Source organism: Tranquillimonas rosea (assembly GCF_900111315.1).
GTDB classification, from domain to species: domain Bacteria; phylum Pseudomonadota; class Alphaproteobacteria; order Rhodobacterales; family Rhodobacteraceae; genus Tranquillimonas; species Tranquillimonas rosea.
Map to the genome: position 1 here is coordinate 37647 of NZ_FOGU01000015.1, position 25364 is coordinate 63010.

Annotated in this window: 7 protein-coding genes; 1 reads left to right on the forward strand and 6 read right to left on the reverse strand. The window is 70.8% G+C overall.

Translation table 11 applies throughout. From position 1 onward, the window contains the following. Positions 1-34 precede the first annotated feature (34 nt). Complete coding sequence (locus BMZ25_RS18395) at positions 35-4117, forward strand: glycosyltransferase family 2 protein (RefSeq protein WP_092696118.1); 4083 nt, start codon at positions 35-37, stop codon at positions 4115-4117. Here the strand turns inward: BMZ25_RS18395 and BMZ25_RS18400 are convergent. The 6 genes from BMZ25_RS18400 to BMZ25_RS18425 all read right to left on the reverse strand — a co-directional run bounded on the left by BMZ25_RS18400 (position 4027) and on the right by BMZ25_RS18425 (position 24678). Beyond that, positions 4027-5583 (reverse strand): glycosyltransferase, encoded by a 1557-nt coding sequence (locus BMZ25_RS18400; RefSeq protein WP_092696119.1) that lies wholly within the window; start codon positions 5581-5583, stop codon positions 4027-4029. The genes BMZ25_RS18395 and BMZ25_RS18400 overlap by 91 nt on opposite strands. 29 nt (positions 5584-5612) lie before the next feature. Next, positions 5613-6365: a sulfotransferase family protein gene (locus BMZ25_RS18405; protein ID WP_092696120.1), complete on the reverse strand. Its 753-nt coding sequence runs from the start codon at positions 6363-6365 to the stop codon at positions 5613-5615. 287 nt (positions 6366-6652) lie between these two features. After that, a complete protein-coding gene (locus BMZ25_RS18410) occupies positions 6653-7249 on the reverse strand; it encodes a hypothetical protein (RefSeq protein WP_092696121.1) in 597 nt (198 codons plus the stop codon). Between the two features lie 22 nt (positions 7250-7271). Then, a complete protein-coding gene (locus tag BMZ25_RS18415; protein ID WP_092696122.1) occupies positions 7272-8576 on the reverse strand; it encodes an HlyD family type I secretion periplasmic adaptor subunit in 1305 nt (434 codons plus the stop codon). Beyond that, positions 8566-10293, reverse strand: a complete 1728-nt coding sequence (locus BMZ25_RS18420; RefSeq protein WP_218142572.1) for a type I secretion system permease/ATPase — start codon at positions 10291-10293, stop codon at positions 8566-8568. The genes BMZ25_RS18415 and BMZ25_RS18420 overlap by 11 nt, the downstream gene beginning before the upstream one ends. Positions 10294-10359: 66 nt before the next feature. Next, positions 10360-24678 (reverse strand): carbohydrate-binding protein, encoded by a 14319-nt coding sequence (locus BMZ25_RS18425; RefSeq protein ID WP_092696124.1) that lies wholly within the window; start codon positions 24676-24678, stop codon positions 10360-10362. Between the last annotated feature and the right edge of the window lie 686 nt (positions 24679-25364).

A 25364-nucleotide genomic window follows, 5' to 3' on the forward strand; every position in this document is an offset into this window, starting at 1 on the left:
TTCCGCGCCCCTCTTGCAAGGAGACCCTCTGCAGATGCTGGCCTTCCACGTCCGGGACGGTGCCACCTTCCGCTACCGCGCCCGGTTCGGAACCTACCGTTACGCCAACATCTCGTTCTACGATTCCGAGGGCGAAGAGATCCTGTTCCACCTGTCGCTGCGCCCCGACGAGGGCCTCGCGGTGTGCAACCGGCGCGGCCCGGACCCCGGCGCCTGGGCGCGCGAGATCCCACGCCGCGCGGCACTGTCCGGGGAGGGCGCCGAGGTCGAGATCCGCTTCGCCCCGCCGAAGGTCACGGTCTGGATCGACGGCACCGAGATCTTCCGCTTCGGCGGCATGCGGCGGCGGTTTCCCGGCCTCGAGCGGATCGCCCAGGCCGATTACCAGGGCGGCATCGCCACCGGTGCGATCGAGATCCGGCTGCCCGGCGCCACGCCCGAGCTGACCGCCGACGGGCTGGCGCTGAGCGACCGGATGGTGCTGCACGGCCGCCATACCGGGCCCGACCGCGACGCCGCCTTCGCGCTCGAGGTGCCGGGGCTGGACAGCCCGCCCGAGGTGATCGCCCGGCCGGTGCCGCGGGGCGGCGGCTGGCGGATCACGCTCGAGGCGATGCTGCCGGGCCGGGCCTGGCAGGCGGTGGCCGGGGACGCGCCGCTAGTGGTGCGCGTCCGCCGCCACGACGGCGGCGCCTGGAGCGACGAGATCCGCCTGACCCGGAGCGAGGCGGCCGAGCGGATCGGCGCGCTGCTGACGCGGGCGGACCTGCGGGCCGATCCCGGTGCCGCGATGCAGGCGCTGGAGCATGTCCGCTTCGGCGGTCTCGGGCCGCTCCTGCCCGCGCCGGCCCGCGCCGCGCTGGCCGAGCTGGCGCAGTTCTACCGGCTCGAGGGTTTCCTGCCCGAGGCCGCGGCCGGCGCGGCGGTGCCGCCGCCCGGCGGCAGCGGGACCGACCGCCGGCGGGTGGCGATCGCCGGGGCGCAGGCGCGGGTCTCGGAGGCGCTGCGCGAGGATCCGGGCGTCGACGCGGTGGCGCTGATCCGGCAGCAGGATCTCGACCGGGCGGACCAGCGCGAGCTGCTGCTGGCGCTCAGCGAGACGCTCTGCGCCCGGGGCGAGATCGGCCGCGCCCATGCCTGGGCCGAGGCCGAGGGCCTGCCCGACATCGCCCCGGTGGGAGATCTGTGGCGCGATTCCGCGATGCTGCCCTTCCTGTGCCTGTCGCGGCGCTTCGACACGCTGACCGGGACCCTGCGCGAGCTGGTCGCGCTGCGCGAGGGCTGGCTGGTCACCCCGGCGCTGGCCTGGACCCTGCGCCACGTGCTCGAGGAGACCGGGCTCGACGAGGCCGACCGCGAGCGGGTCTTCCGCGCCTATGCCGCGCTGGTGAGCTCGCGCACCGACAGCTACTGGGAGCGCAGCCCCTGCCAGGCGCTGGTCGCCGCCTCGGTCGAGCTGGTGGTGCGGCGCGACCGGCTGCCGGATGCCGCGCAGGAGCGGGTGATCCGCTTCGTGCTGCAGACCCACGGCCTGTCGCGGGCCTTCTGGGACGGCATCGCCGCCGCGATCGAGGCCGGCCGGCTGGCGCTGCCGGCCGAGCTGAGACGCGCCCGCGCCGCCTTCGGCGAGCTGCTCGGGGCCGGCGATCCCGAGGCGCTGTCCGGGGCGCTGGCGCTGTTCGAGCGGGCCGGCAACCCCGAGGCGCCGCGCTGGCGGCACGAGCTTTTGGGCCCGGGGGGCCTGGACGGTCCGGAGCACGCTCCCGATCCCGAGGCGCTGGTCGCCGCCGGGCTGGACCCCGGCGAGGCGGCGCTGCGTCACCTGGCCCATCCCGGCGCCGCGCCGGGCGGGCCGGCGCTGGCCGCCGCGGCGGCCGAGGCGCTGCCGGCGCGCTACGAGAATGTGCCGCGGGCGCCCTATTACGGGCTGCAGCTGCGCGCCAGCCGCCGCACGGCGGGGCTGTTCGCGCGGCTCGCCGCCGGCGGCACGCCCCCCGGCACCCCCGAGATCGACGCGCTGGCCGGCGACCTGATGATCCTGGCCGGGCGGCGCAGCCGCTACCTGGGCTTCGGCCTGGCGGTGGCGCTGCTGCACGGGCTTTTGCGGCTGGACGAGCTGGACGCCGCCGAGCGGCTCTACGGCCATGTCGCCCAGCGGCAGGCGGCGCTCTCCGAGGACGAGCGCGGTCGGCTGGCCGAGGCCCCGGCGCTGACCATGGCGCTGCACGCCCTGCGCGCCACCGAGACCGCCGGCGGCCACGCCCTGGCCCGGCGGGTGATGGCGCTCTTCGCCGAGGCCGCCGCCGCGCTGCCGTCCCCCGTCGCGCCGCCGCCCTGGCCCGACCCGTTCGTCTCGCCGATCTTCGACACGGTGGTCTGCGTGTTCTCGTGCCGGGCCAATCTCGACAGCCGGATCCCGGCGATGCGCGAGGGCTGGCTGGGGCTCCTGCGCCAGGTGGGGGTACCCTACGTGGTGATCGTCGGCGACGGCGACGGCCGCCACGAGGACGACGTGGTGCATCTCGACGCGCCGGACGATTACGAGGGCCTGCCGCAGAAGACCCTCGCCGCGATCCGCTGGGTGCACGACCGCACCGCCTTCACCCACATGGTGAAGGTCGACGACGACTGCTTCATCGACCCGGCCGAGTTCTTCCACAGCCAGAGCTACCGCAAGTTCGACTATTACGGCCGCCCGCTGACCCGGCGGCCGGGCCAGATGGACCGCGCCTGGCATTGCGGCAAGTCCGGCTCGGCCCGCGGCCGGCTGGAGCTCGACAAGTCGCCCGAACCCTCGACCTATGCCGACGGCGGCTCGGGCTACGCGCTCAGCCGCACCGCCATGGCCGCCGCGCTCGAGGCCGCCGACAGCCCCGAGGGGCGGCAGCTGATCCAGGTGTCCTTCATGGAGGACAAGCTTCTGGGCGACCTCCTGGCGCTGCGCGACATCCGCGTCGCCGACGAGGATTACCGGATCTCGATCCGCCGCCGGACCGGCGGCGCGGCGCAGCCCGTGTCGCTGTGGGTCAACGGCTTCGACGCCTCGCGCGCCGCGCCGGTCAAGCTGGTGCATCTCGACGGCGGCGGCGACCAGGCCGCCGCGCGGGACGCGCTGGAGCGCGAGACGCTGACGCCCAAGAAGATCTGGCCCTCGTTCCAGCGGGTCACCCTGGGCTACCAGAGCAACGCGATGGAACTGGTGAGCCCGCCCGACAGGCTCGAGGCGGCCCGCGCGGCCGAGGTCGCGGTGGTGGCCTGCCTGCGCAACGAGATGTTCATGCTGCCGCATTTCCTGGCGCATTACCGGCGGCTGGGGGTCGGGGCCTTCCTGATCGCCGACAATTGCTCGGACGACGGCACGCTCGACTATCTCGCCGCCCAGCCCGACGTGGCGCTGTTCTCGGTCGATACCGATTACGCCCGCTCCAGCTACGGGGTCGCCTGGCAGCAGGCGCTGTTGTCGAATTTCCGGCGCGACCGCTGGTCTCTGGTGGCCGATGCCGACGAACTGATGGTGTGGGATCCCGCGCTCGGAGCGACCCTGCCCGACCTGGTCGCCGGGCCCGATTTCGCCGGCGCCGAGGCGGCGCGGGTGTTCATGCTGGACATGTATCCCGGCGGCCCGCTGGAGGCCGCGGATTTCTCCGGCGGCGACCCCTTCGCCGAGGCGGGTTATGTCGACCGCGCGCCGTTCCTGACGAACTGGGCGGGGCGGGGGCCCTATTCCAACATGCCCACCTGGACCTCGGCGCTGCGCCACCGGCTGATCCCCGGCTCGCGCGCCGACCTGTTCGTGGCGCAGAAGATCGCGCTGTTGCGCTACCAGCCGTGGATGCGGCTCTCGGCGGGGATGCATTTCGTGGCCGACGTGACGCTGGCCCGACGCGAGCTTCTGTTCGCGCATTTCAAGTACAACGCCGATTTCCGCCGCAAGGCGCGCGAGGAGGTCGCCCGCCGCCAGCACTTCAACGACGCCGAGGAATACCGCAAGTACCTGGCCCTGGTGTCCGAGGGGCGCGACGCGATCTACGACCCGGCGGTCTCGGTGCCCTGGCGCGACAGCCCGTTCGTCGCCGCGCGGCTGTCGCCGGAGACGGCCGGGGAGGGCGCGGCGTAGCTGTCGAGCAGCGCGTCGAGATGCGCCTCCATCGCCACCGGGGCCATCGCCCCGCGCCAGTAGTCGCCCGGCGTCACCCGCCCGGCCAGCACGTCCTCGATCCGCGCCGCGAAATCGCCCGCGTCGCCGGCGCGGAACACCAGGCCCGGACAACGGCCGAGCTCCTGCGCGCCGCCCATGTCGCTGGTCAGGATCGGGATGTGGCGGGCATGCATCTCGATGGCGACCTGGGGCAGGTTGTCGTGCCACAGCACCGGCACCACCCCCAGGCCCGCCTCGGCCAGGAGCGCGTCGAGCCCCTCGTGGCTGTAGCCGTCCACGTGGGTCAGCTCGGCCAGCCGCCCCCGCAGCCGGTCGAACCGCGCCAGGGTGGCGCGGTCGGCGCCGCGGGCGGCCACGATCAGCCGCAGCCGGGCGGCGGTGGCGTCGGGCAGCGCCTCGAGCGCGTCGAGCAGGAAGAAGAACCCCTTGTCCCGCCGCATGTAGCCCAGGAAGGCCAGCGTCAGCGTGCCGTCGTCGTTCAGAAGGGCCGGGCGCGGCTCGGTGGCGGCGAACTTGTCGGCATGGGCGGTGCCGATATACGAGGTCTGCAGCAGGTCGGTGCGCAGGCCATAGCCCGCGGCCACCGCGCCCACCGCGTCCGAGACGCAGAGCACCCGGTGGCAATGGCGGTTGATCAGTCGCACGAAGGTCTCGCGCCGCCGGGCGAAGCGCGCCGCCTCGGCGCTGCGGGCGGCGGCCCCGGGCGCCCCGCCGGAGCGCGGCCGCACCAGCCGGGCCAGCCGCGCGCCGCCGCGGGCCAGCCGGGCGGCGATCCGGATGCCGGGCCAGAACAGCCCGTCGAAGACCATCGTTCCCGGCCGGATCCCGGCGGTCTTGAGCCGGAAGGCCACCGCGTCGGCCTGCCGGATCAGCTGCCCGTTGGGCCGCTGCTCGAGGCAGTCGATGCAGGCCCGCCCGGCGTCGAAGTCGCGGCAGGTCTCGCGCTCCTGGTGCCACAGGTTCACCTGCGGGCAGACCGGGTAGTAGTTGTGCAGCGTCAGCACCACCTTCATCCCGGGAAAGCGCCCGGCGACCTCCAGCGCGGTGGCGGGCAGCCCCTCGAGGTTGTTGAAGTGCAGCACGTCGTAGGGCCCGGTCGCGGCGATGAAATCCGCCAGCGCCTCGACCGTGGCGGGGTGGTCGATCTGCGCGGGATCGCCGAAGGAATGGTGCGCCGGCGAGGTAACGCCGGAATTGACGATCTCGTAGCGCCGCGCGCGGTCGGTGCGGGCGCCGTGGCGCACCCGCGTCCAGCGCGGCCGGCGGCTGAACAGGTCGTAGGACAGCCCCGAGGACAGGAACGTCGCCTCGACCCCCTCGCGCCGGTCGATCGCCTGCAGCAGGTTGCGCTGATAGATCGACACCCCGCCGCCGCGGCCCTCGTCGTCGAGATAGTCGACCCAGTTGTAGTAGAGGATCCGCATGGGGCCGCGTCCTGCCTCTCGGGGGGCGGTCAAATCTCGTCGTCCAGCCAGCGCCCCAGTCCCAGCGAGCGGAAGTACCTCTCGATCGCCGCGGGGTCCTCGAAGCGGTCGAGGATGGTGTTGCTGCCCTGCTTGACCAGCGGGCTCTTCATCTTCCGGTCGTGGCGGACGCCGAGGAAGTCGCAGATCCGCTCCTCGAAGCCGTCGGCGAACATGTCGCGGTATTCCAGCGCCAGCTTGTGATGGGGCAGCCCCTCGAACCAGGACGAGAACAGGTGATCGAAGGTCTCGTATTCGTGCCAGCGGTGGCTGATCTGGCGCGGCCCGGCCTTGATCTTCTCGTCGACGCGGGAATCGGGCTTCACCTGGGCCCAGTTGCGGCTGCCCGCCGCCTTGATCAGCGACGAGACCTGGGCGAGCTTGTTCTCGCGGTGGACGTAGATCAGCGCGAGATCCTCGTCCTCGGCCAGCGCCTTGAGCACGCGGATGTTGTGGCCGATCATGAACTTGAAGCCGACCCGCGCATGGCCCTCGTCCTCGTGCGTCTCGAAGAAGCGGCGCATGAACCAGACCGGCCCCTTGTCGCGGCCCCAGACCGCGTTGGGATTGGTGTCCTTGCCGTGCACGCCGACGATGGCATGGGGATTGAACTGCTCGCCGCTGCAGAGAATGTCGCGATGGGCGTTCAGCAGCGTCATCAGGTAGGTGGTGCCGCTGCGGGGCAATCCGATGATGACGAAACGGCGGCCCTTGAACCGCTGAGCGGCAGTCTGGTCGGTCATGGTGGGGCGGTGTCTTTCCAAGCGTCGGATCCCGGCGGCCCGCCAGGGGCGGGCACGGACGCCCTGCGCCCGCGACGGCGCTCTTACCGCAGCCCGCCCAAGGGCACAATCGCGGCGCGGGGCGCGGGCGAAAGCATGTATGTTACATAACGCTTATTATGCGTCACAGTGTTGTAGCGCGGCGCGCGCTATCCCACACACACAGGCGCGCACACCGCACAGGCCGCCTCCGGTCCGAAGGCCGGAGGCACCGTGTCCGTGCTCCGGGGCGGCGAACGTCGCCGCGGTTACAGGACCCGGGCGGTGAGCGTGTTGGCGACGCGCAGGCCGGTCTCTCCCCACTCGGCCAGCTGCGCGGCCGTGATCGAGAGCGCGGTCCCGGCCCCGGCGACTGCCTGCCCGTAGAGCGGGCCCAGGGCGCCGGTCTCGAGCTCGACGACGAGCGCGGCGGCGAGGGCCGCGGCGGCCAGGACGGCCCGTCCCGCGCGGCGCTTCTGCCGGTCGTGGGCGGCGTGCCAGCGCTCGGCCGCGCCCACTTCGCTGCGCAGCACCTCGCCCATCCGCTCGGCGAGCCCGATCGTCAGGTAGGCCTCGGTGAACTGCACCGAGGCGTGCAACCCGGCGGTCTCGTCCGACAGCCGGCCGAGCGTGGCGTTCTGCTCTCCGAGCGCGCTCTCGATCCCGGCGAGATCGCCCTGCCGGAGCGCGTCCGCGGGGGGCGTGTCGGCCGTCTCGCGGGGGCCGCCGGCCCGGACCGCCCGCACCTTGCGGGGGGACTTGGCCGACCGGAGCGCGCTGCCCGCGGTGACGGGCGGCTCGGCGAGGTTGCGGGCGGCCGGGGTGTCGGAGACCGGCGTCTCGGCGGCGGTGGCGGAATGGGTCATCTCGTCTCTCCCTTGGGGCGCGTCAGCTTTCGCGCATGGCGTGCTGGATCTGATCCGTGACCGGCTTGATCAGGTAGGACAGGATCGTCCGCATCCGGGTTTCGATGAACACCTCGACCGGCATGCCGGGGCGCAGTTCGGCGTCGCCCAGCCGGGCGAGTTCGTCGGGCGCGATCCGGAGCCGGGCGAGGTAGTAGGTCGTGCCGGTCTGCTCGTCGGTGGTCGAATCCGGCGAGACGTCGAGCACCGTCCCGGTCAGCTGCGGCGTGGTGCGCTGGTCGAGCCCGGTGAAGCGCAGCCGCGCCGTCTGGCCGGGATAGACCTGGTCCACGTCCTGCGGCGACAGCCGGGTCTCGACGATCAGGCGGTCGTCGCCGGGCACGATCGTCACCAGCGTCTCGCCGGCGGTGAGCACCTGCCCCAGCGTGTTGACGTCGAGCTCGTGGACATAGCCGGAAATCGGCGCGCGGATCTCCAGCCGGCGCTGCCGGTCCTGCGCGGCGATGCGTTCCTCGCGCCGGCGGGCCAGTTCGCCGCGCTTCTCGTCGAGCACGGTCAGCACCTCCTCGCGGAAGGTCTCGTCGATGCGCGCGCGCTCCAGCTCGCGGCCGAGGATCTGGTCGCGGGTCTCGACGATCTGCGCCTCGAGCCCGGCCACCTGGGCGGCAAGCTCGGCCTGCATCCGCTGCGCGGCCCGCAGATCGCTGGAGCGCAGGAGGCCCCGGTCCGAGAGATGCACGGCGTCGGCCACCTCGGCCTCGGCGAGCGCGAGGTTCCGCCGGGTCGCATCGCCCTGCGCCTCGAGGGCCGTGACCTTCTCGCCCAGCTGGTCGATCTGCGCCGAAAGTTGCGCGTGCCGGCCCTGCCGGGCGCTGGCACGGGCCGCCATCAGTTCTTCCTGGCCGGCCCGCAGCATCGCGGTGTCGGCGGTGTCGGCCAGGGCCTCGGGAAAGCGGATCCGGCCGGTCCCGGCGAGTTCCGCCTCGAGCCGGGCGGTCTGCGCCAGAAGGCTCTCGATCTGCCCGGTGACGATGCCGAGATTGGCTTCCACCACGGTCGGGTCGAGCCGGAACAGGGTCTCTCCGGCCTCGACCTCCTCGCCCTCGCGCACCAGGATCTCGCTGACGGTGCCGCCGTCGAGATGCTGCACGTGTTTCGGGCGGCCCTCGACGATGATCTTGCCGGCGCCCACGACGGCGCCGCTGACCTCGGCCAGCGCGGCGACGCTGCCCGCGCCCCCCACCAGAAGCGCCACCATCGCCAGCGCCAGGCCCAGCTGACGGACCAGCGAGCTGCCGATACTCCTGTCGATCTGTTCATACCGCATCGAACTGCATCTCCCTGGATCCGCTTGCCTTGGTCACGGGGACCACCTTGTCGAGGACCTCGTCCCGGTCGCCGAACTGTACCTGCTGGCCGTCCTGGATCATCAGCACCTTGTTGAGCGCCGTCAGGGCGCTGGGACGGTGGGCGATGACCACGACGATGCCGCCGCGCGCCCGCACCTCGCCGATGGCGGTGGTCAGCGCCCGCTCGCCGACCATGTCGAGATTCGAGTTGGGCTCGTCGAGCATCACCAGGAACGGGTCGCCGAACAGGGCCCGCGCCAGGCCGATGCGCTGGCGCTGCCCGGCCGAGAGCCGTGCGCCGTTCTCGCCGATCACCGTCTCGTAGCCCTCGGGCAGCGCGGTGACCATCTGGTGGATCCCGGCCAGCTTGGCGGCCTTCAGGATCGCCATGATGTCCGGCTCGGCGGCGAAGCGGCAGATGTTCTCGGCCACGGTGCCGTCGAACAGCTCGACGTCCTGGGGCAGGTAGCCGACGAAGCGGCCCCGCTCGGCCTCGGGCCACTGGTCGAGCGTCGCCCCGTCGAGCCGCACCGATCCGTGCAGCGCCGGCCAGATCCCCATCAGCGCGCGGGCGAAGCTGGTCTTGCCCGCCCCCGAGGGGCCGACAACGCCCAGCCCGTCCCCGGCCCGGAGTTCGAACCCGACCCCCTGGAGGAGCGGCGCCTGCTCGCCCGGGGCCGCGGTGGCGAGCCCCTCGACGCGCAGGGTCTCCGTCGGCGCCGGCAGGCCCTCGGTCGCGGCGGGATCGCCGCAGGCCTGCACCGCCTCGTCGAACCGGCCGGCGGCCTGGCGGGCGGCCACGAAACTCGGCCAGTGCGACACCGCCTGCTCGATCGGGGCCAGCGCGCGGGCCATGATGATCGACGCGGCGATCATCACCCCCGCGGTGATCTCCTGCTGGATCACCAGGAAGGCGCCCAGACCCAGCATCGCCGATTGCAGCATCAGCCGCAGCATCTTGATGACCGACGAGAAGAAGTTGCTGTGGTCGGTCATCGCCTGCTGCCGCAGGTAATGCTCCTCGACCGCGCCGGAATAGCGCCGGGAGAGGCTGTCGAACATGCCCATCGAGGTCAGCACCTCGGCGTTGCGCCGCGCCGCCCCCATAAGCCGGCTCTGCGCCCCCGACGTGCCCGACAGCTCGCGCGAGGGACCGCGCGAGAGATACTCGTTGGTGATCACCAGGCAGGCGATCACCACCCCGCCGACCACCGCCAGCGTGCCCAGCCAGGCATGGAACAGGAAGATCAGCAGGAAGTAGAAGGGCATGAACGGCATGTCGAAGATTGCCGCCGGCCCCGGCGAGCCGAGGAACCGGCGGATCGCCTCGAGGTCGCGGTGCGGGGCCATCCCCGCCGCGCGGCGGCCCATCAGCACCGGCATCCGCATGTTGGCGCGGAAGGCCGGACCCGAGAGGCGGGCATAGACCCGCATGGCGATGCGGTTCAGCGCCCGCAGGCGCAGGATGTCGAGCATCCCGCCCATCAGGTAGAGCCCGATGGCGATCCCCGCGAGCACGACCAGGGTGGGCACGCTGCTGCTCGCCAGGACCCGGTCGTAGATCTGCAGCATGAACAGCGGCCCGGTGAGCATCAGCACGTTGACCACGGCGCTGACGAGGAAGATCGCCAGCATGGCCCCGCTGCAGGCGCGGAGCGCGTGATGCACGGGTTTCTGAGACTTGGACTGTAACACCTTGAACATCCTCCCACGGATGGAACGGGGCCCGCCGCGCCGGAACTCCGGCGCGGCGGGTGCGGATCAGGTCGCCAGGTCGTGGCCGAAGAGCGACTGGGTCTGGCTCGACAGGCCGTCCGCCGGATCCGGCGCATCGGCATCCTCCGGCTCGGGGGGCAGGTCGTCCCCCGGCCCGTCCGAGCCCTCCGCGAGGAACGGGGACATCATGCTCCCCGCCGCCGACAGGATGGCCGCCGCGGGCTGGCCGCCGAAGTCGAACAACGCCGCGAACGGTTCCGGCGCCGCCGGGGTGAGGGTCACCGAGGCGAGGTCCTGCGAGCCGCCGGAGAAGGCGACGCGCATCACCTGGGTGCCGGCCTCGAGCTCGACCTGGGCGGGCGCGGTGGAGTCGAAGGTCCACCAGTTCGCCGTCCGTCCGACCTCGACCTCGCCGCTCGAGGTGTAGACCTCGCCGTCCTTGGCGAAGCTCGCCTCGACGCTGCGCTGCTCCGTGCCGGAGCTGGCCATCGCGGAGAGGAAGCTGATGTCGTAGAGACCGGCCTCCTCGACCTCGATGGTGTACTCCACCCACTCGCCGTCGGCGATCCAGCCGACCGCGTCGCCCTCGCCGACGATGTCCACCCCGGTGTCGGGCCGGAAGGTGTCGTTGCCCTCCTGCCCCGCCGAGCTGTCGTTGTAGGCGACGTCCTGGCCGCCCTCGTCGAACAGCGCGGCGTCGAGCACCAGCCCGTCCGTCGCATCGACCGACCGCGCGGTCCCGCCATAGGGCGCCTGCCCGTCTCCCGGCACCGGCGCCAGGTCGAACGAGCGCAGGTCGAACGAACCGCCCGAGAAGGCGAGCCGCAGCACCTGCTGCCCGGCCGCGAGGTCCAGCTCCACCGTGTCGCCGGTGACGTAGCTGGAATAGGCGCCGGTGTTCGGCACCGCGGCGGTGCCCTCGGCATAGACCGCGCCGCCCTGCGCCGCGCTGACGGTGATGCTGCGGCCGTCCGCCGGCGTGGCGGTGGTGAAGCTCAGCGCATAGGTGCCGGCCTCGGCCACGTCGACGGTGTATTCCAGCCACTCGTCCTCGGCGATCCAGCCCACGTCGCCGCTACTGGTCTGCTCCACGTCGCTGCCGGTACGGCCGCCCGCATTGCCGCCCTGCAGGCCGGACTGGTCGTTGTAGGCGACCCCCTGCCCGCCGTTGTCGTAGTCCGAGGCGTCGATCGTGACCGGCGCATTGTCCACCAGGAAGGGCTGGCCGAGGAACGGCGTCTGGCTGTCCTCCGGCGGCTCCGACGTCTCGACCTGGTCGAGCGCGAAGGACCGGAAGTCGAGCAGGTAGCCGTTGCTCGCCGTCTGCCCCCCGAAGGTGAAGCGCAGGGTCTGCAGGCCCGCGGCGAGCTCGACATTCGTCGCCGGGGTCTGGCCGAAGCTGGTCCCCCCGAAGCCGGTCCCCGCCCCGTTGCTGTCGGGCAGCGCGAAGGTGGCGATCGGCGCCCCGTCCTCGACCGAGACGGCGATGGTGTTGCCGCCGATCGGGGTCTTGGCGTTCAGGCTGAGGGCGTAGGTGCCGGCCTCGGCCACGTTCACCGTGTACTCCACCCATTCGCCCGGCAGCACGTGGCCGATGTCCTGGGGGCCGCCCACGAGCTCGACGTCGGTGTCGCCGCGCTCGGCCTGGCCACCGTTGTCGCGGCCGGGATTGTCGTTCCACGACACGCCCTGCCCGCCCTGGTCGAAGTTCGAGGCATCGACCGTGAGGCTGTCTTCCAGCAGCGGCGCGTCGGGCCCCGGGAAGGGCGCCTGGCCGCCGCCGGTGTCCGGCTCCTCGTAGGTGAACACCGTCACGGCGTTGAGCGGCGCGTTGTCGATGTCGGCGCTCAGGCCGATGTCGATGCTGCCGTCCGTCACGGTGACCACGGCCTCGACCGCGATCGGCGTGTCGCCGCCCGACTCCGCGAAGGGATCGAGGTCGACGATCACCGGCTCGCCGTTGATCGTGGCGTCGAACTGCCGCTGGCCGGCGGCGTCCCAGTAGGTCTCCTGGGTGTAGAGCGTCACCAGGTAGGTGCCGTTCGCCACCGCAAGCGAGGCCGTCCAGTCCGCGCCGTCCTCGTAGGTGACGAAGGCCGAGCCCGGCGTGGCGTTCGCCCCGTTGGGGTTGCCGGCATTGTCGGTCCCCGCCCCCGGGTTGACGCTGCCCGACACGGTGACGCGGCTGTCGTCCTGGCCGACGAGCGCGAGCCCGAGGACCGGATCGCTGGCGATCGCGCCGCCGCCGAAGTTCACCCCGTAGACGTAGCCCTCGGGGCCCGGTTCCGGATCCGGCGTGTGGTCGGGATCGAAGAAGTCCACGGTGCCGTCGCCGTCGACGTCGGCCTGCAGCGCGTCGTTGATCCCGTCGCCGTCCGCGTCGGCGTCGCCGAGCGCGTGGGGCGCCACGTTCTTGATGACGAACATGTGGTCGTTGTAGTCGTAGTTCCCCGCGCCCGGATAATCCTGGATCGCGATGTAGGTCCCCTCGATCACCTCGCCCTCGGCGTCGAGCGCCTGGAAGAAGCGGATCAGGTGGCCCTCGTCATCCCCCACCAGCTGGCCGAAATCGGGGTCGATCCGGTTCGCTTCCGGGTCCGTCCACGAGGCGTAGGTCGGCCGGCCGTCCACCGAGACGAAGAGCCCGAAGGGATCGTCGCCGCTGATCGTGGCCCGCGCCACCCCGCCGGTGGAGCCGTCGCCCGGCACCAGTCCCTCGGGGAGGATGGTCTGGTACTGCTGGTCGTCCTGGGCGAAGAGCTCGGTCGTGGCCGAGGAGCCCAGCCCGTGGACGCCGAGGCGCGCCACGTTGTTCTGCTGCAGGAACGCCGCGATCTGGATGACCTCGACATCCCGGCTCGGATCGAGAGCCTGCATGTAGGGCATCAGCACCTCGTCGCCGACGGTCTCGACCGCGCCGCCATTGGCGAGGCTGCCCTGCGCCATGTCGGTGGAATAGCCGAAGGCCTCGACGATCTGCGCCACCGTGGGCTCGGACCCGTTCTCGGAGAATTCCTGCGCGATGCCGGCGAGCTGCACGGTCATCTGCGGGGCCGAGACATCGTCGGACAGCACCGTCAGGGTCGAGTTGTGGATCTGCGCCCCCGCCGAGCCGCCGTCATGGGTGCCGGTGAACTGCACCGTCACCTGGGCGCTGCCGCCCGCCGGGATCTCGGTCGGGACCGTGCCCACGATCTCGAAGGCCGAGGGATCGCCCACCTCGATGCCGCTGATCGACAGCGTCGAGAAACCCTCGTTGGTCAGCGTCACCACGGCGGTGTCGCGGACCTCCTGCGCGCCGTTGGCGGGCTGGTCGATCGAGGTGAAGACCAGGCGGTCGTCGGCCGCCGCGTCGTCCAGCCCCTCGAGGCCGAGCTTCTGGCCGAAGCCCAGCGGCGCGACCCCTTCGATGACGAAGGTGTTGTCGTTGTAGTCGTAGTTGATCCCCGTGTAGTCCATGATCCCCAGGTAGACGTTGGGGATCGCGTTCCCCTCGGCGTCCAGCGCCTGGAAGATCTTCACCGTGTGGCCCTGCTGTTCGCCCTCGACGGTCACCCCGCCGGTCGGGTTCAGCGTGGGATCGGTGGACAGGTTCGCCACCTCGATCCCGAAGGCCCCGTCGCCGATCCAGCCGCCCGGAATGTCACCGCTGGTGAAGGTCTGGGTGGCAAAGCCCGAGTCGGTGTTGGCGTTGGGCAGGATGCGCTGGTTGTCGGTCCCCTGGTGGTTCCAGAAGATGTCGTCCTGGCCCTTGTTGCCCGGGTTGTGGATGCCGATCGTCGCCCCGCCCGGCCCGTGATAGGCGGTGAGCTGGGTGATCTTGGCCTCGCTGTAGCCGTCGGCGATCCGCCAGTAGGGCGACAGCACCTCGGTCTCGTCCGTCTGGGCGAAGACGTCGTTGGTGCTGAGCACGCTGTTCTCGCCGCCGCCGTTCAGGGAGAGCCCCTCGATGCGGTTGCCGAAGCCGAAGATCTCCCAGATCTCGTTGACGTTCGGCTCCTGTCCGCCTTCCCAGCGGGACTGCCAGAACCCGGCCAGGTCGATGTCGGTGATCGGGTCGTCCGCGTCGTTGGTCTGCAGCCGCAGCCGGCCCTCGAAGATGGTCGAGGTGCCGTCGACGTTGCTGGTGGGCGGCGTGTAGGCGCTTCGGTCGAACAGCACCTCCACGTCGAGCACCTCGCCCGGCGCGAGCGTCAGCCCCTCCAGGGCGTCGGGATCGGCCAGGACGAACGGTCCCGTCAGGTCGACGTCCAGCACCTCGAGCGCCTCGGTCCCGCTGTTGCCGATCCGGACCGTGCCGCTGTCCTTGAAGTCGCGGTCGGCATCGCCGTCGCCCATCTCCGCGTTCTCAAGATACGAGTAGTGCAGCCGGTTTTCCAGGAAGGCCGGGTCGAGGCTCTGCACCTCGATGTCGGCGTTGGCGTTGCCCTGCGAGGGCGAGATGTCGAGATAGTCGAGATCGCTCGCGCCCGGGGCGTCCGAGATGATCCGCAGCTGGTACTCGGTGCCCGCCTGCAGGTCGAGGAAGACGGATTCCTCCCCGTTCTCCCCGGTTCCCGGGAAGGCCGAGTCGTCCAGCTCGGTGCCGTTGAGGAACCAGGTCAGGCCGAGCCCGTCGCTGGCGCCCGCATTGGCGGCCGTGTCGATCTGGTAGACGCCGTCACTGTCCACGGTGAAGTAGAAGTCCACGGTGCTGCCGTTGATCGTGTTGGCGCTGCCGTCGGTGTCCTCCAGCTCGATCCGGCCGCTGCCGCTGATGTCGGCATGGACCGGCTCGAAGAGGCTGACCGGCTCCTGGGTGAGGCGCAGGTAGTCCACGTTCGGGCCGTTCGCGCCGGGGGCGGTCACGGTGATCGTGTTGGTGCCGGCCACCAGGTCGACGGTCGCCGATTGCGGCCCCCAGAGGGTCTCGCCCTCGTTGGAGTTCGGCGCGAAGGCCAGCTCGCCCGCCTCGGTGCCGTTGACGGACAGCGCCATCGGCCGCGCCGCCTTGGTCGAGGCCAGCGCGTAGAGGATGTCGAACGAATAGGTGCCCGCGGCCCCGGCGGTCACCGTCCAGGTGATCGACTGGTCGGTGGTGCCGTCGAAATCCACGAAATCGCCGGACTGGGTGCGCTCCTCGGTGACCACGACGGGTCCGTCGAGCGTGGCGGTCTCGGCCTCGTAGACGTCGTAGGCCACGCCGTTGATCACCTCGGTGCCGTCGCCCGGAGTGCCCTCGGTGGCGGTCGAGACCAGCACCTCCAGCTGGTCGATGTTCGGGCCGGTATCGGAGACCGAGCGCAGGGTCACGGTATTGGTGCCGTCCACCAGCGTGGCGGGCACCTCGACCACCTGCCAGGTGCTCCAGGCCTCTTCCTCGGCGGGCGTGCCCGGCGTGGGGAGGAAGGATGCCACCGTGACGATGGAGCCGTTGACCTCGACCTGCAGCGGACGGTCCCCATCGCCGCCGTTGGCGTAGCGGAACTGCAGCAGCGCGCTGCCGGCATTCTCCGCGGGCACGTCGAAGGTGAAGGTCAGGAAATCGGCGTTGGTCGAGCCGTAATCGGCATAGCCGCCCAGCGTGCCGTCGGTGTTGTCGGTGTTGCCGTCGGTGCCGAAGGCGCCGGGCCGCAGGCCGTTCTCCAGCCCCTCGGTGTCCTCGGGGTTCTGGGCGTCGCGGATCTCGATCTCGGCATCGGGCGAGGTCGGCACCGCGACGGCGGTGCCGTCACTGGGGGTCCGGTCCTCGGCCTGGATGGTGACCAGCGAGACGAACTCGGGCTGCGCGCCGGGCGTGAAGGTCACGCTGGCGCTGGCCGTGTTGAGATCGTCGTCGGTGACCTCGAGCGTGGCCACCGTCTCGCCCTCGAGGGTCCCGAGGTCGATGACGAAGCGGTTGTCCGCGTCCAGCGTCACCGTGGTCCCGGGGCCGCCGTCGAAGGACACCCGCAGCGCGGTGATGTCGTCGTCCAGACCCGAGACCTCGAAGAGGGCCGCCTCGGTGTCGCTGACATCCACCGCCAGCAGGGTCAGGTCACCCCCCTGGTCGGCCGACAGGTCCTGGGTCACGCCGCCCGGGGCGGGGGTGAGCAGGATCAGCTGGCTCGCCCCGGTGCCGCGGTTCAGCGTCATCAGGTAGAGCTGCCCGGTCAGCGGGTTCTCGACGATGTCGAGCGGGTCGATGTAGTTGTCGATCACCGAGCCGTCCGGCCGCCGCAGCACGTCGTCGCCGGTGATCGCGCCGGTCTCGTCCACCTGGATGACCCGCACGTTGTCCCCGGTCGAGAACTGGGCGAACAGCACCGCCCCCTTGAGGTTCGAGCCGAAGGCGTTGCCGGTGTATTCCGTCGCGCCGTTGGGCGAGCGGTTGTAGCCCAGGTTGTAGACGCCGTCGTAGTCGTAGTTCCCGTCGACCTGCACGCCGGTGGGATAGCCGTCGGTGTTGGGGTTGCCGTCGTTGCCGCCGACCACCTCGTTGGGGTCGAGCCCCGAGGTCGGGTTGCCGCCGTTCAGGACGTACTCGTCCCGCAGCACGTTGGGATGGCCGTAATAGCCGTCCTCGTCGACCGTGAAGAAGTAGTCGTACTGCTTCGGCGAGTTGTCGATCGTGGTGTCGAACTCGGTCTGGGTCGGGTCCTGGGGCGTCTTGGCGCCGGCGGCCGTGCCGTTGGTGGGCACGTAGAGGTTGCCGTTGGAGTGCCAGACGAGGTCATAGGCGTTGCGCACGCCGGTGGCGAAGATCTTGACCACCGCGTCCTCGGCGAAGGGGTCGTACATCCCCGGATAGGTGCCGTTCTCGTCGAACGCGCTCTCGTCGAAGCTGGTCTCGGGGTCGTCGCCGAGCGTGATCGGCTCGGTGCGGACGTCGAACCCGCTTTCGGGCGCGTCACGGGTGGGGTCGATCTCGAGCACGGCGGCGTTCAGCAGCCGCTCGGGCCGGTTGCCCCAGGCATTGTCCGGTGCGCCGCCGGCGGAGTTCGAGCCCTGCACGAGGTAGAGCAGGTATTCCGGCTCGCCCTCCTGGCCGAAATCGGGATTGGCCCTGAACTCGAGACTGTTGGTGACGTGGTCGCCGCCCGAGCGCGGGAAGCCCGTGGCGTAGGTCTCGGCCGTCACGCCCTCGAAGCTGCCGCCCTCGCCCAGGTTGATCTTGCTGACCCGGCCGGAGAATTCGGGCGTGTCGAACGCCTTGGATTCCCGCGGGATCGGCCAGTTGTCACTGATCCAGATGGTCTCGGGATCGTTGGGATCGAAGGTGAAGCCGACGATGCCGCGGCGTCCCGCCGCCCCCTCGGAGAGATAGTCGAGCGACAGCGTCTCCTGCGAGCCCTTGTCGATCGAGCCGTCCTCGAGCACGTCCCAGCGGTGGATCTCGCCGGTGATGGTGCCGACATAGAGCTTTCCGTCGGGGCCGAACTCCACGACGGTGTAGCCCCCCGCCCCGTCGGTGAAGCCGTCCAGCATCACGTCGGTCGAGAACGCCACCTCGCGCGGGACGTCCTCGGGCGCCTCGCCGGTGACGAAGCTGGTGGTCAGATCCTGGATCTGGCGCAGCGGCGCCTCGGCGTCGCTGACCGCGCCCAGGTCCATCACGTCCTGCACCTTCAGGGTGTAGCTGGTATTCTCGTCGAGATCCTCCAGCGGCCGGATCGTGAGCGAGTCCGCCCCGCCCGAGACCTGGACGTCGATCGCGACCTCCTCGCCGGTGAGGGTGTTCACCAGCGTGACGCCGTCGACATAGGCCACGTTCGGGCCGCGCTGGCCCGGCGCCTGCAGGTTGACCCCCACCACGAAGGACGAGGTCGGGTCGATGCCGGTGGGCAGTTCGCCGTCAGGTCCGAGCGCGATCGAGGTCTGGCCGTCGATCGAGGCGGCCACCGGCGCGTCGAAGAAGGAATAGTCCTGATCCGCGCTGCGGTCGTCCTCCGGCGTCAGGTCCTCGATCCGCTCGATCTCGAGATGCTGGATCTCGGTGTTCTCGCCGCCGATGGAGTCGATCGTCAGCCGGCCGTCCTCGACGGTGACCACCCCCGACACCAGGGTCGAGCGGAAGCCGCCGCCACCGGTCGAGCCGTCGATTGGGTTCGCCGGCACCCAGTCGGGCATGAAGCTCTGGCCCTCGACGTTCAGCACGTAGTTGCTGTCGAAGGCGCCGGCGGTGTCGCCCACCGAGACGGTGAGCTGGTAGGTGCCGTTCGCCAGCCCCATCTCCCAGGCCCGCGAGGCGTCCGCCCCCGCGCCGGGATACTCGAAATGGGCGTAGGTCTTCTGCAGGTCCGAGGCGCCGTCGACGACGTCCTTGTACCAGTGCGCGTTGTCGGGCTGGTCCTGCGGCGTGGTGCCGTCGGCGGTGCCGTCGGCGACGCTGTCCTCGCTCACCCAGCCATAGCTCAGCCCGTTGCCGCGGTCGCCGTAGGCGGCGCCGGTATCGGCCAGGTAGCCCTCGGGCGTCTCGTAGCCCGCCGGCAGGCCCTGCGCGGTCTGATCCTCGGGCGGCTGGAAGTTGATCCGGGCGACCTCCTCGAAGGTGATCAGCTCGCGGGTCTCGCCGCCGGGATCGACGCCCTCGCGGCTGACGGTGACGCGGTCGATGTTCGGCCCGTTCGCGACGGTGTTGGTGAACGAGATCTCGTTCACCCCCGCCGACAGTTCGACATCGACCGTGACCTCGGTCCAGTTCTGCCAGTGGTCGTCGCTGTCGCCCCCCGTCACCAGGGTCGGCGCGAAGGCGACGGTCTGCTCGGCGCCGTCCACGCTCAGCGCCATCGGACGGTCGTCCGTGCTGCCGTTCACGTAGCGCACGGTCAGCTGGTAGGTGCCGGCCTCGGGCGCGTCGACCGTGAAGGCCGCGCTGTCGCCCACGTCGTTGCCCATATCGAGATAGCCATCGCCCTCGTAGCCGGGGCGCAGGCCGTCGGCGTCGAAGGGCAGGCCGGGCCCGCTGTTGGCGTCGGTGGCGTTGCCCTCGGGATTCTGGGCGGTGCGGTACACCGTGTCGGGCTCGGCCTCGCTGTCGGTGATCGAGAAGGTCTCGCCCTCGACCGTGACCGAGAAGGCCTCGACCGCGTCCCCGTCCTGGTAGGCGAAGGTCGCCTCGTCGATGTTGGGCCCGTTGGTGCCCCCCGCGGGGATCTCGAGACGGATCTGGTTCGCGCCCGCCGCGAGATCGAGTTCCACGGTCTGGGTCACCCAGGATTCCCAGCCGGTCATCTCGTCGCCCACGTCGACCACCGGGCCGGGGACGAAGTCCACCGTGGTGGCCGAGCCGCCGTTCAGGCTGAGATCAAGCGGCCGGTTCTCGTCGCCGCCATTGGCATAGCGGAAGGTGACCGCGTAGGTGCCCGCCGCCGGGGCGTCGACGTTGAACACGATCCCGTCGCCCGGATCGGAGCCGAAATCAATATAGGCGCCCCCCGTCGCCCCGGCGCGGTAATTGCCGAAGGCGTCGACGTTGTCGGCGTCGACCACGCGGGTGAAATCGCCGTTGGCCGGATCGCCGCTGTCCTCCACCGTGACGCTGCCGGCATCTTCGGCCTGGATGGTGAAGGGATCGACGGTGACGTCCTCGCCGGCCACCACGATCGGCATCGTGACCTGCGCCTCGTTGCCGGCCGCGTCGGTGACGATCGCGATGACGGTGTAGTCGCCCGGCGCCAGCGCCGAGCCGTCGATGGTGAAATCGCCGTCCGCGTCGGGCAGCACCTCGGTGCGGGTGGCGCCGCCGTCGAAGCTGATCTCGGTGGTGACGATGTCGGCGTCGATGCCCGCGAGGTTGAAGTTGATCGAGGCCGCCTGGGTCTCGTTCAGCTCACTGTCGGGGCCCGACAGGAACAGCGGCTGCTCGTCGGCATCGGCCGAGGTGTCGGCGGCGCTGACGAGTTCCAGGCTGTCGAGGTTGGGGCCCGAGGACGCGCCTGCCGGGATCGACAGCTCGACGGTGTTGGTGCCCGCCTCGAGCGTGACGTCCACGCTCAGGACATCCCAGTTGTTGAAGCCCGCATCCGGCCCGTCGCCGCCGGGACCGGTGGACGGGAAGCTCGTGGTCACCGCGCCGGCGCCGTTCACCGCGAGGTCCAGCGTCCGCGCCGCGCCGCCCGAGTCCTGCGAGGCGTAGCGGATGTTGAGCCGGTACTCTCCGGCCGCCGGCACGTCGAAGCTGTAGGACAGCGTGTCGCCCGGATCGTCGCCGTAATCGACATAGCCCTCGCCGGTGAAGCCGGGCCGCAGGCCGTTCTCGAGCCCGGCCGTCTCCTCGGGGTTCGAGGGATCGCGGATCACGGTCACGGTGTCGTCGCCGTCGGGTGCGGAAGACAGCGTGACGATGCCCTCCTCGGCCTGGATCAGGATCGGGGCGAAGGGTTCGGCCTCGCCCACGGTCACGGTGAACAGGACGGACTCCGAGTCCAGCGCGCCGTCGGTGGCAAAGACCTCGACCTCGTAGCTGCCCTCGGCCAGGCTGGCGCCCACCTCGAGCGTCGCGTCGGACAGGGTCAGGCCGGCGGGCAGCGGGCTGCCGTCCGACAGCTGCGCGGCATAGGCGACGGTGTCGCCGGCGTCGGGATCGCTCGCCCCCAGGGCGGCGGCCAGGTCGACGCTGCCGGTCTCGCCGGTGGCGACGAACACGTCCTCGACCGCGGCGTCCTCCGCCAGTTCCGGCGCCTCGGGAAGATCCGCCACCGCGATGTCGAGCACCGCGGTCGTGGTGTTGCCGGCCGGATCGGCGGCGGTCACCTCGACCTGCACGGTCTCGCCCGCCTCGTGGTCGAACGACACGCCGTCGGCCAGGCGCAGGCTGTCGCCCTCGACGACGAAGCGCGCGTCCTCGGTCGAGAAGGTCATCGCCGCGCCCTCGGGATCGACGGCGCTCAGGGTGCCCACCACGGCGGCCGCGGCGTTCTCGTCGACGCTCGCGGTGTCGAGCACGGGGGCGCCGGGCGCCAGGTCGGGCGCCTCGGCCCGGGTGAGGACCAGCCTGTCGATCCGCAGCATCTCGCCGTCGGCCTCGCCGGTCAGCGTCAGCACGCTGTCCGCCGCGATCTCGATCACGCTGTCGAAGCTCAGGGTCTTGAGGTTGCCGGCCTGGGCGGCATTGCCCCGCCCGGTGGTGCCGTCACCGTTCTCCCAGGTGCCGGGATCGTCGAAGCTCGCCCCCTCGACCACGGTCACGCCGTCCACGGCGATCGAGAAGGTCGCGCTGCCGTCGGTCTCGTCGAACACCGACAGCGCCAGGGTGTAGTATCCCGGCGGCACCTCGCCCGCGGCGAGGTCGGTCGAGACGGTGCCGGACTGGTTCGCGTTGGTCTTGATGATCTGGTTCCCCGACGCGCCCGGCGCCGCGGCGGCGTAGAAGGCCTCCGAGTCGGCGAGGCCGGTGAAGGTCTCGGCCTCGATGGTGAAGCTGTCGCCCACCTCCGGGGCGTCGATCTCGAGCGCGAGGGTCAGCGTCGCGGTCAGCCCGCCCGGATCGGTGGCGGTCACCGTCACCGGGAACGAGCCGCCCTCGGACGGGGTGCCCAGGATCACCTGCTCCTCGGCGTCGTAGACCAGGCCCTCGGGCAGCGTCTCGGGATCGACGCCGAGCGTCAGCGCGTCCCCGTCCGCGTCGCTGAAATACGCCGCCAGCGCGCCCACGTCGATTCCGTCGAAGACCTGGCCGGCGGCCCCGAAATAGGGCTCGAGCGCCACGTCCTCGGCCACCGGCGCGTCGTTCACGTTCTCCACGGTCAGCTGGAAGCTGTCGGTCGCCGTGGCGTCGCTCTCGGCGCCGTCGTCGGCGGTGACGGTGATCGTGTAGACCCCCGGCGCGGCGGACAGCGGGCCGGTCAGCGTGCCGTCCGCGACGGACAGCCCCGCGAACTGGTCGGTCACGTCCGCGCCGGTGCCGTCGGTCACCGTGACCTCGTAGCTCAGCGCCGCGCCCTCGGGATCGACGAAGGGCAGGTCGATCTCGACCGTGCTGCCCTCGCCGGCGGCGAAATCGGCCATGCCGCCGCCCACGACCTCGGGGGCGAGATTGCCCTCGGCGGCCGGCGTGCCCTCGATCAGCTGCACGTTGGAGAAGCCGACCGAGCCGATCCCGTTGGCGGCGAGGTCGTCGTCCGCGATGAAGACCAGTGAGTCGATGACCGTCCCGGCATGGGCGCCGAGATCGATGACGTAGCGCTGCACGCCGCCGCCCAGGTCCTCGCCCGTGCCCTTGAGATCGACGAAGGCCCCCTGCCCGTCGGTGCCGTCCAGCAGGTAGAGGCTCGCGTCGCCGTCGAAGGCGTTGTCGTCGAGATCGAAGCCCACGGCCACCAGCTCGGGCTCGGTCTCGCCCACGGCGATCTCCACCGACAGGCGGGTCTCGGCGGTGATCGTGTACTCGGCGCCGAGCGCCGCGCGCTTCCAGTGGTTGTCGTTGAGCTCCAGCGTCGCACCGTCATCCGAGATGACCGTGTCCGCGCCCTGGTCCTGGGAGCCGGCATAGCTGCTCAGGCCGTCCTCGGTGAAGCTCAGCGTGAAGGGCGCGCCGTCCGTGGCCTCGGTCACGCCGAAGCTCAGCCCGGTGGTCGAGGTCTGCCCCCCGTCCGAGGCGGTGACGGTGACGTCCACGGTCTCGCCGCTCGCGAAGGTCGCGTCCTCGCCGACGACGATCCGGCCCTCCTCGAGGACAAGGCGGGAATCGTCGATCGCGAAGGTCACGGTCTGCCCCTCGGGGTCGACCGAGACCAGGGTGCCCAACACGGTGCCGGGGGCGATGTCGGCGGGGAAGGTCGGGCTGCCGTCGAAGACCGGAACGCTCGGCGCCTCGTCGCTGTCGGTCACGGCGATGGTGACGATCTGGGAGACCGTGTTGCCGCCGGCGTCGGTGACGGTGATCTCGGCCTCGTACTGCGCCTTGGCCTCGTAATCCGCCGGGGCGACGAGCGTCAGCGCGCCGGTCCCGGAATCGATGGCGACCGCGTCCATGTCCGCGCCGCCGGTCACGGCGAAGCTCACCGGGCCCGAGGTGTCGACCCCGTCGGTGGTGTCGGCATCGACGTCCGCCGCCGTGACCGTGCCCGCGGCGGTCTCGCCCTCGTCCAGGACGAAGTCCGGGGTCGAGGTGAAGCGCGGGGCGAAATCCGGGGTGCCGCCGACGGCGGTGATCGCCATCACGTCGACATTCGGTCCGTTGCCGGCGTTGAGGAAGAGTTCCAGGTCGTGCAGCCCCTCGGACAGGGTGATCTGGGTGGTCAGCACCGACCAGTTGTTGAACGGCTCGGTCCCGTCGTAACCGGCGTCGGCGTCGACGGCGGGGCCGGCCGTGTCGGGAAAGCTCAGGGTCGCCTCGGTGGTGCCGTCGATGCGGACCTGGGCGTTGCGCGGGCCGCTCGATGCGTAGCGGATATGCAGGTCGAAGGTCCCGCCCGAGGGGATGTCCACCTCGTAGGTCGCGGATTCCCCGGTGCTGCCGAAATCGAGATAGCCCTCGCCGCTGTAGTTCGGACGCAGGCCGAAGTCGTCGACGGCGCTGTCGCCCTCGTCGAGCGCGTTGGTCTGCGTCAGGACCTGGCTGACCGGGACCCCGCCGTCCGCGGTGGTCAGCACCGCGGTCTCGCCCTGGATGTAGATCGGCGCGACGTATTCGGTGACGGCGACGGACACGGTCCGCACGACGGTGGCACCGGCCTCGTCGGTGGCGGTGACCTCGACCTCGTAGACGTTCTCGCCGGGGGTCTCGCTGTAGACCGGGGCCTCCGCGAAGGACAGCGCGCCGGTCGCGGAATCGATCGCGAACGCTCCCTGGTCCGCCCCGCCGGTGATCTCGTAGCTCAGCGCCTGGCCGTCGGCGTCGGTCGCGGCGAGGATGGCGACGTCTGTGCCGCCCTCTTCCAGCGCGAAGCTGTCGGCGCCCTCGAAGACCGGGTCGAGGAAGCTCACCGTCTGGCCCGCCGGGGCGATCGCCACGGCGTCGACGTTCGGCCCCTGGGTTCCCGTCTGTTCGAAGGTCAGGACGTAATTGCCGTCGCCATCCGGCTCGCCGAGCGCGATGTCGAGGCTCAGGGTGTCCCAGACGCTGAAGCTGCCGGTATTGGTGTCGGGGATCTCGGCGACCACGGTGTCGCCGTTGCGGATCACGAGCGGGCGCGGTTCGCTGCTGCCGTTGGCGAATTTCACCACCAGCGCATAGGTGCCGGCGCCATCCAGTTCGGAGGCCGGCACCGAGACGGCGAACTTGTCCTCGGCCCCGCCCCCGAGATCGAGATAGCCGCTGCCCGAATATCCGACCCGCAGATCGAATTCGTCGAAATCGCCGCTGTTGTCAGCCGAGGCTTCCCCGTTGTCGGGGTCGCGGACGACGGTGTCCACGTTGAGGATGTCGAATTCGGTTTCCTGGAAGATCAGGGGAAGGGCCATGGTACTGTCACTTTCGGTAAAAGTTGTTCTGGAAAAATTCGTCTGAAGAGGTGGTCGCTAACGGGATCGGCCGGGATCGGCCCCGCCGTCCGGCGGTCTCGTCGGCGGTCTGGTGGGCGGGCCGAGACGGTCCCGCGGGATGTCGTGCAGGGCGCTGCGCGAGACGGACGGGACGGAGCCGACGCGCCGGGTCTCCGCCGCGCGGCTCCCGGACGCCCCCTCAATCCTTCGGGCTTCTCCTTCGGAAGAACCCGCATGCATCTCGCGATACGCCATCCTACGCCCCCCCCCGACTCGTCTGACGACCTGTTCGACGTCAGAATACGAGCCAGCCGCTGCGGCCGGCTATTGGCCTTGCCGCCGAGGGAGAGGGATCATTTCGATGAGGGAAACAGCTGGTTCTAAACGAAACGGCCGACCGCCGGGCGCCGGCCTAAACGGACCGACAGGCCCGGCCGATTTTGCCCAGCGGTTCCGGCAGATCCGAATCGAGGTGGAAGTAGTACCACCGATTCGCGTTACTTCTCCTGCTCTTATCTACCTCCGCGAGAGTAGTTTGTTCGATTATGATTAATAATTAGGCACTGACTCAACCGTCACTGGGGAGTCTCTCCGGCGTCTGCAATCTGGACAGAACATCACTGACAAATGTCTTTGCCCTCGGCGAACTAAGGCAAAAACATGTC

What these genes read in the sequence shown, in the direction of transcription:
- BMZ25_RS18395 (WP_092696118.1), top strand. Translation starts at nt 35, where the DNA reads ATGCTGGCCTTCCACGTCCGGGACGGTGCCACCTTCCGCTACCGCGCC.
- BMZ25_RS18400 (WP_092696119.1), bottom strand. Translation starts at nt 5,583, where the DNA reads ATGCGGATCCTCTACTACAACTGGGTCGACTATCTCGACGACGAGGGC.
- BMZ25_RS18405 (WP_092696120.1), bottom strand. Translation starts at nt 6,365, where the DNA reads ATGACCGACCAGACTGCCGCTCAGCGGTTCAAGGGCCGCCGTTTCGTC.
- BMZ25_RS18410 (WP_092696121.1), bottom strand. Translation starts at nt 7,249, where the DNA reads ATGACCCATTCCGCCACCGCCGCCGAGACGCCGGTCTCCGACACCCCG.
- BMZ25_RS18415 (WP_092696122.1), bottom strand. Translation starts at nt 8,576, where the DNA reads ATGCGGTATGAACAGATCGACAGGAGTATCGGCAGCTCGCTGGTCCGT.
- BMZ25_RS18425 (WP_092696124.1), bottom strand. Translation starts at nt 24,678, where the DNA reads ATGGCCCTTCCCCTGATCTTCCAGGAAACCGAATTCGACATCCTCAAC.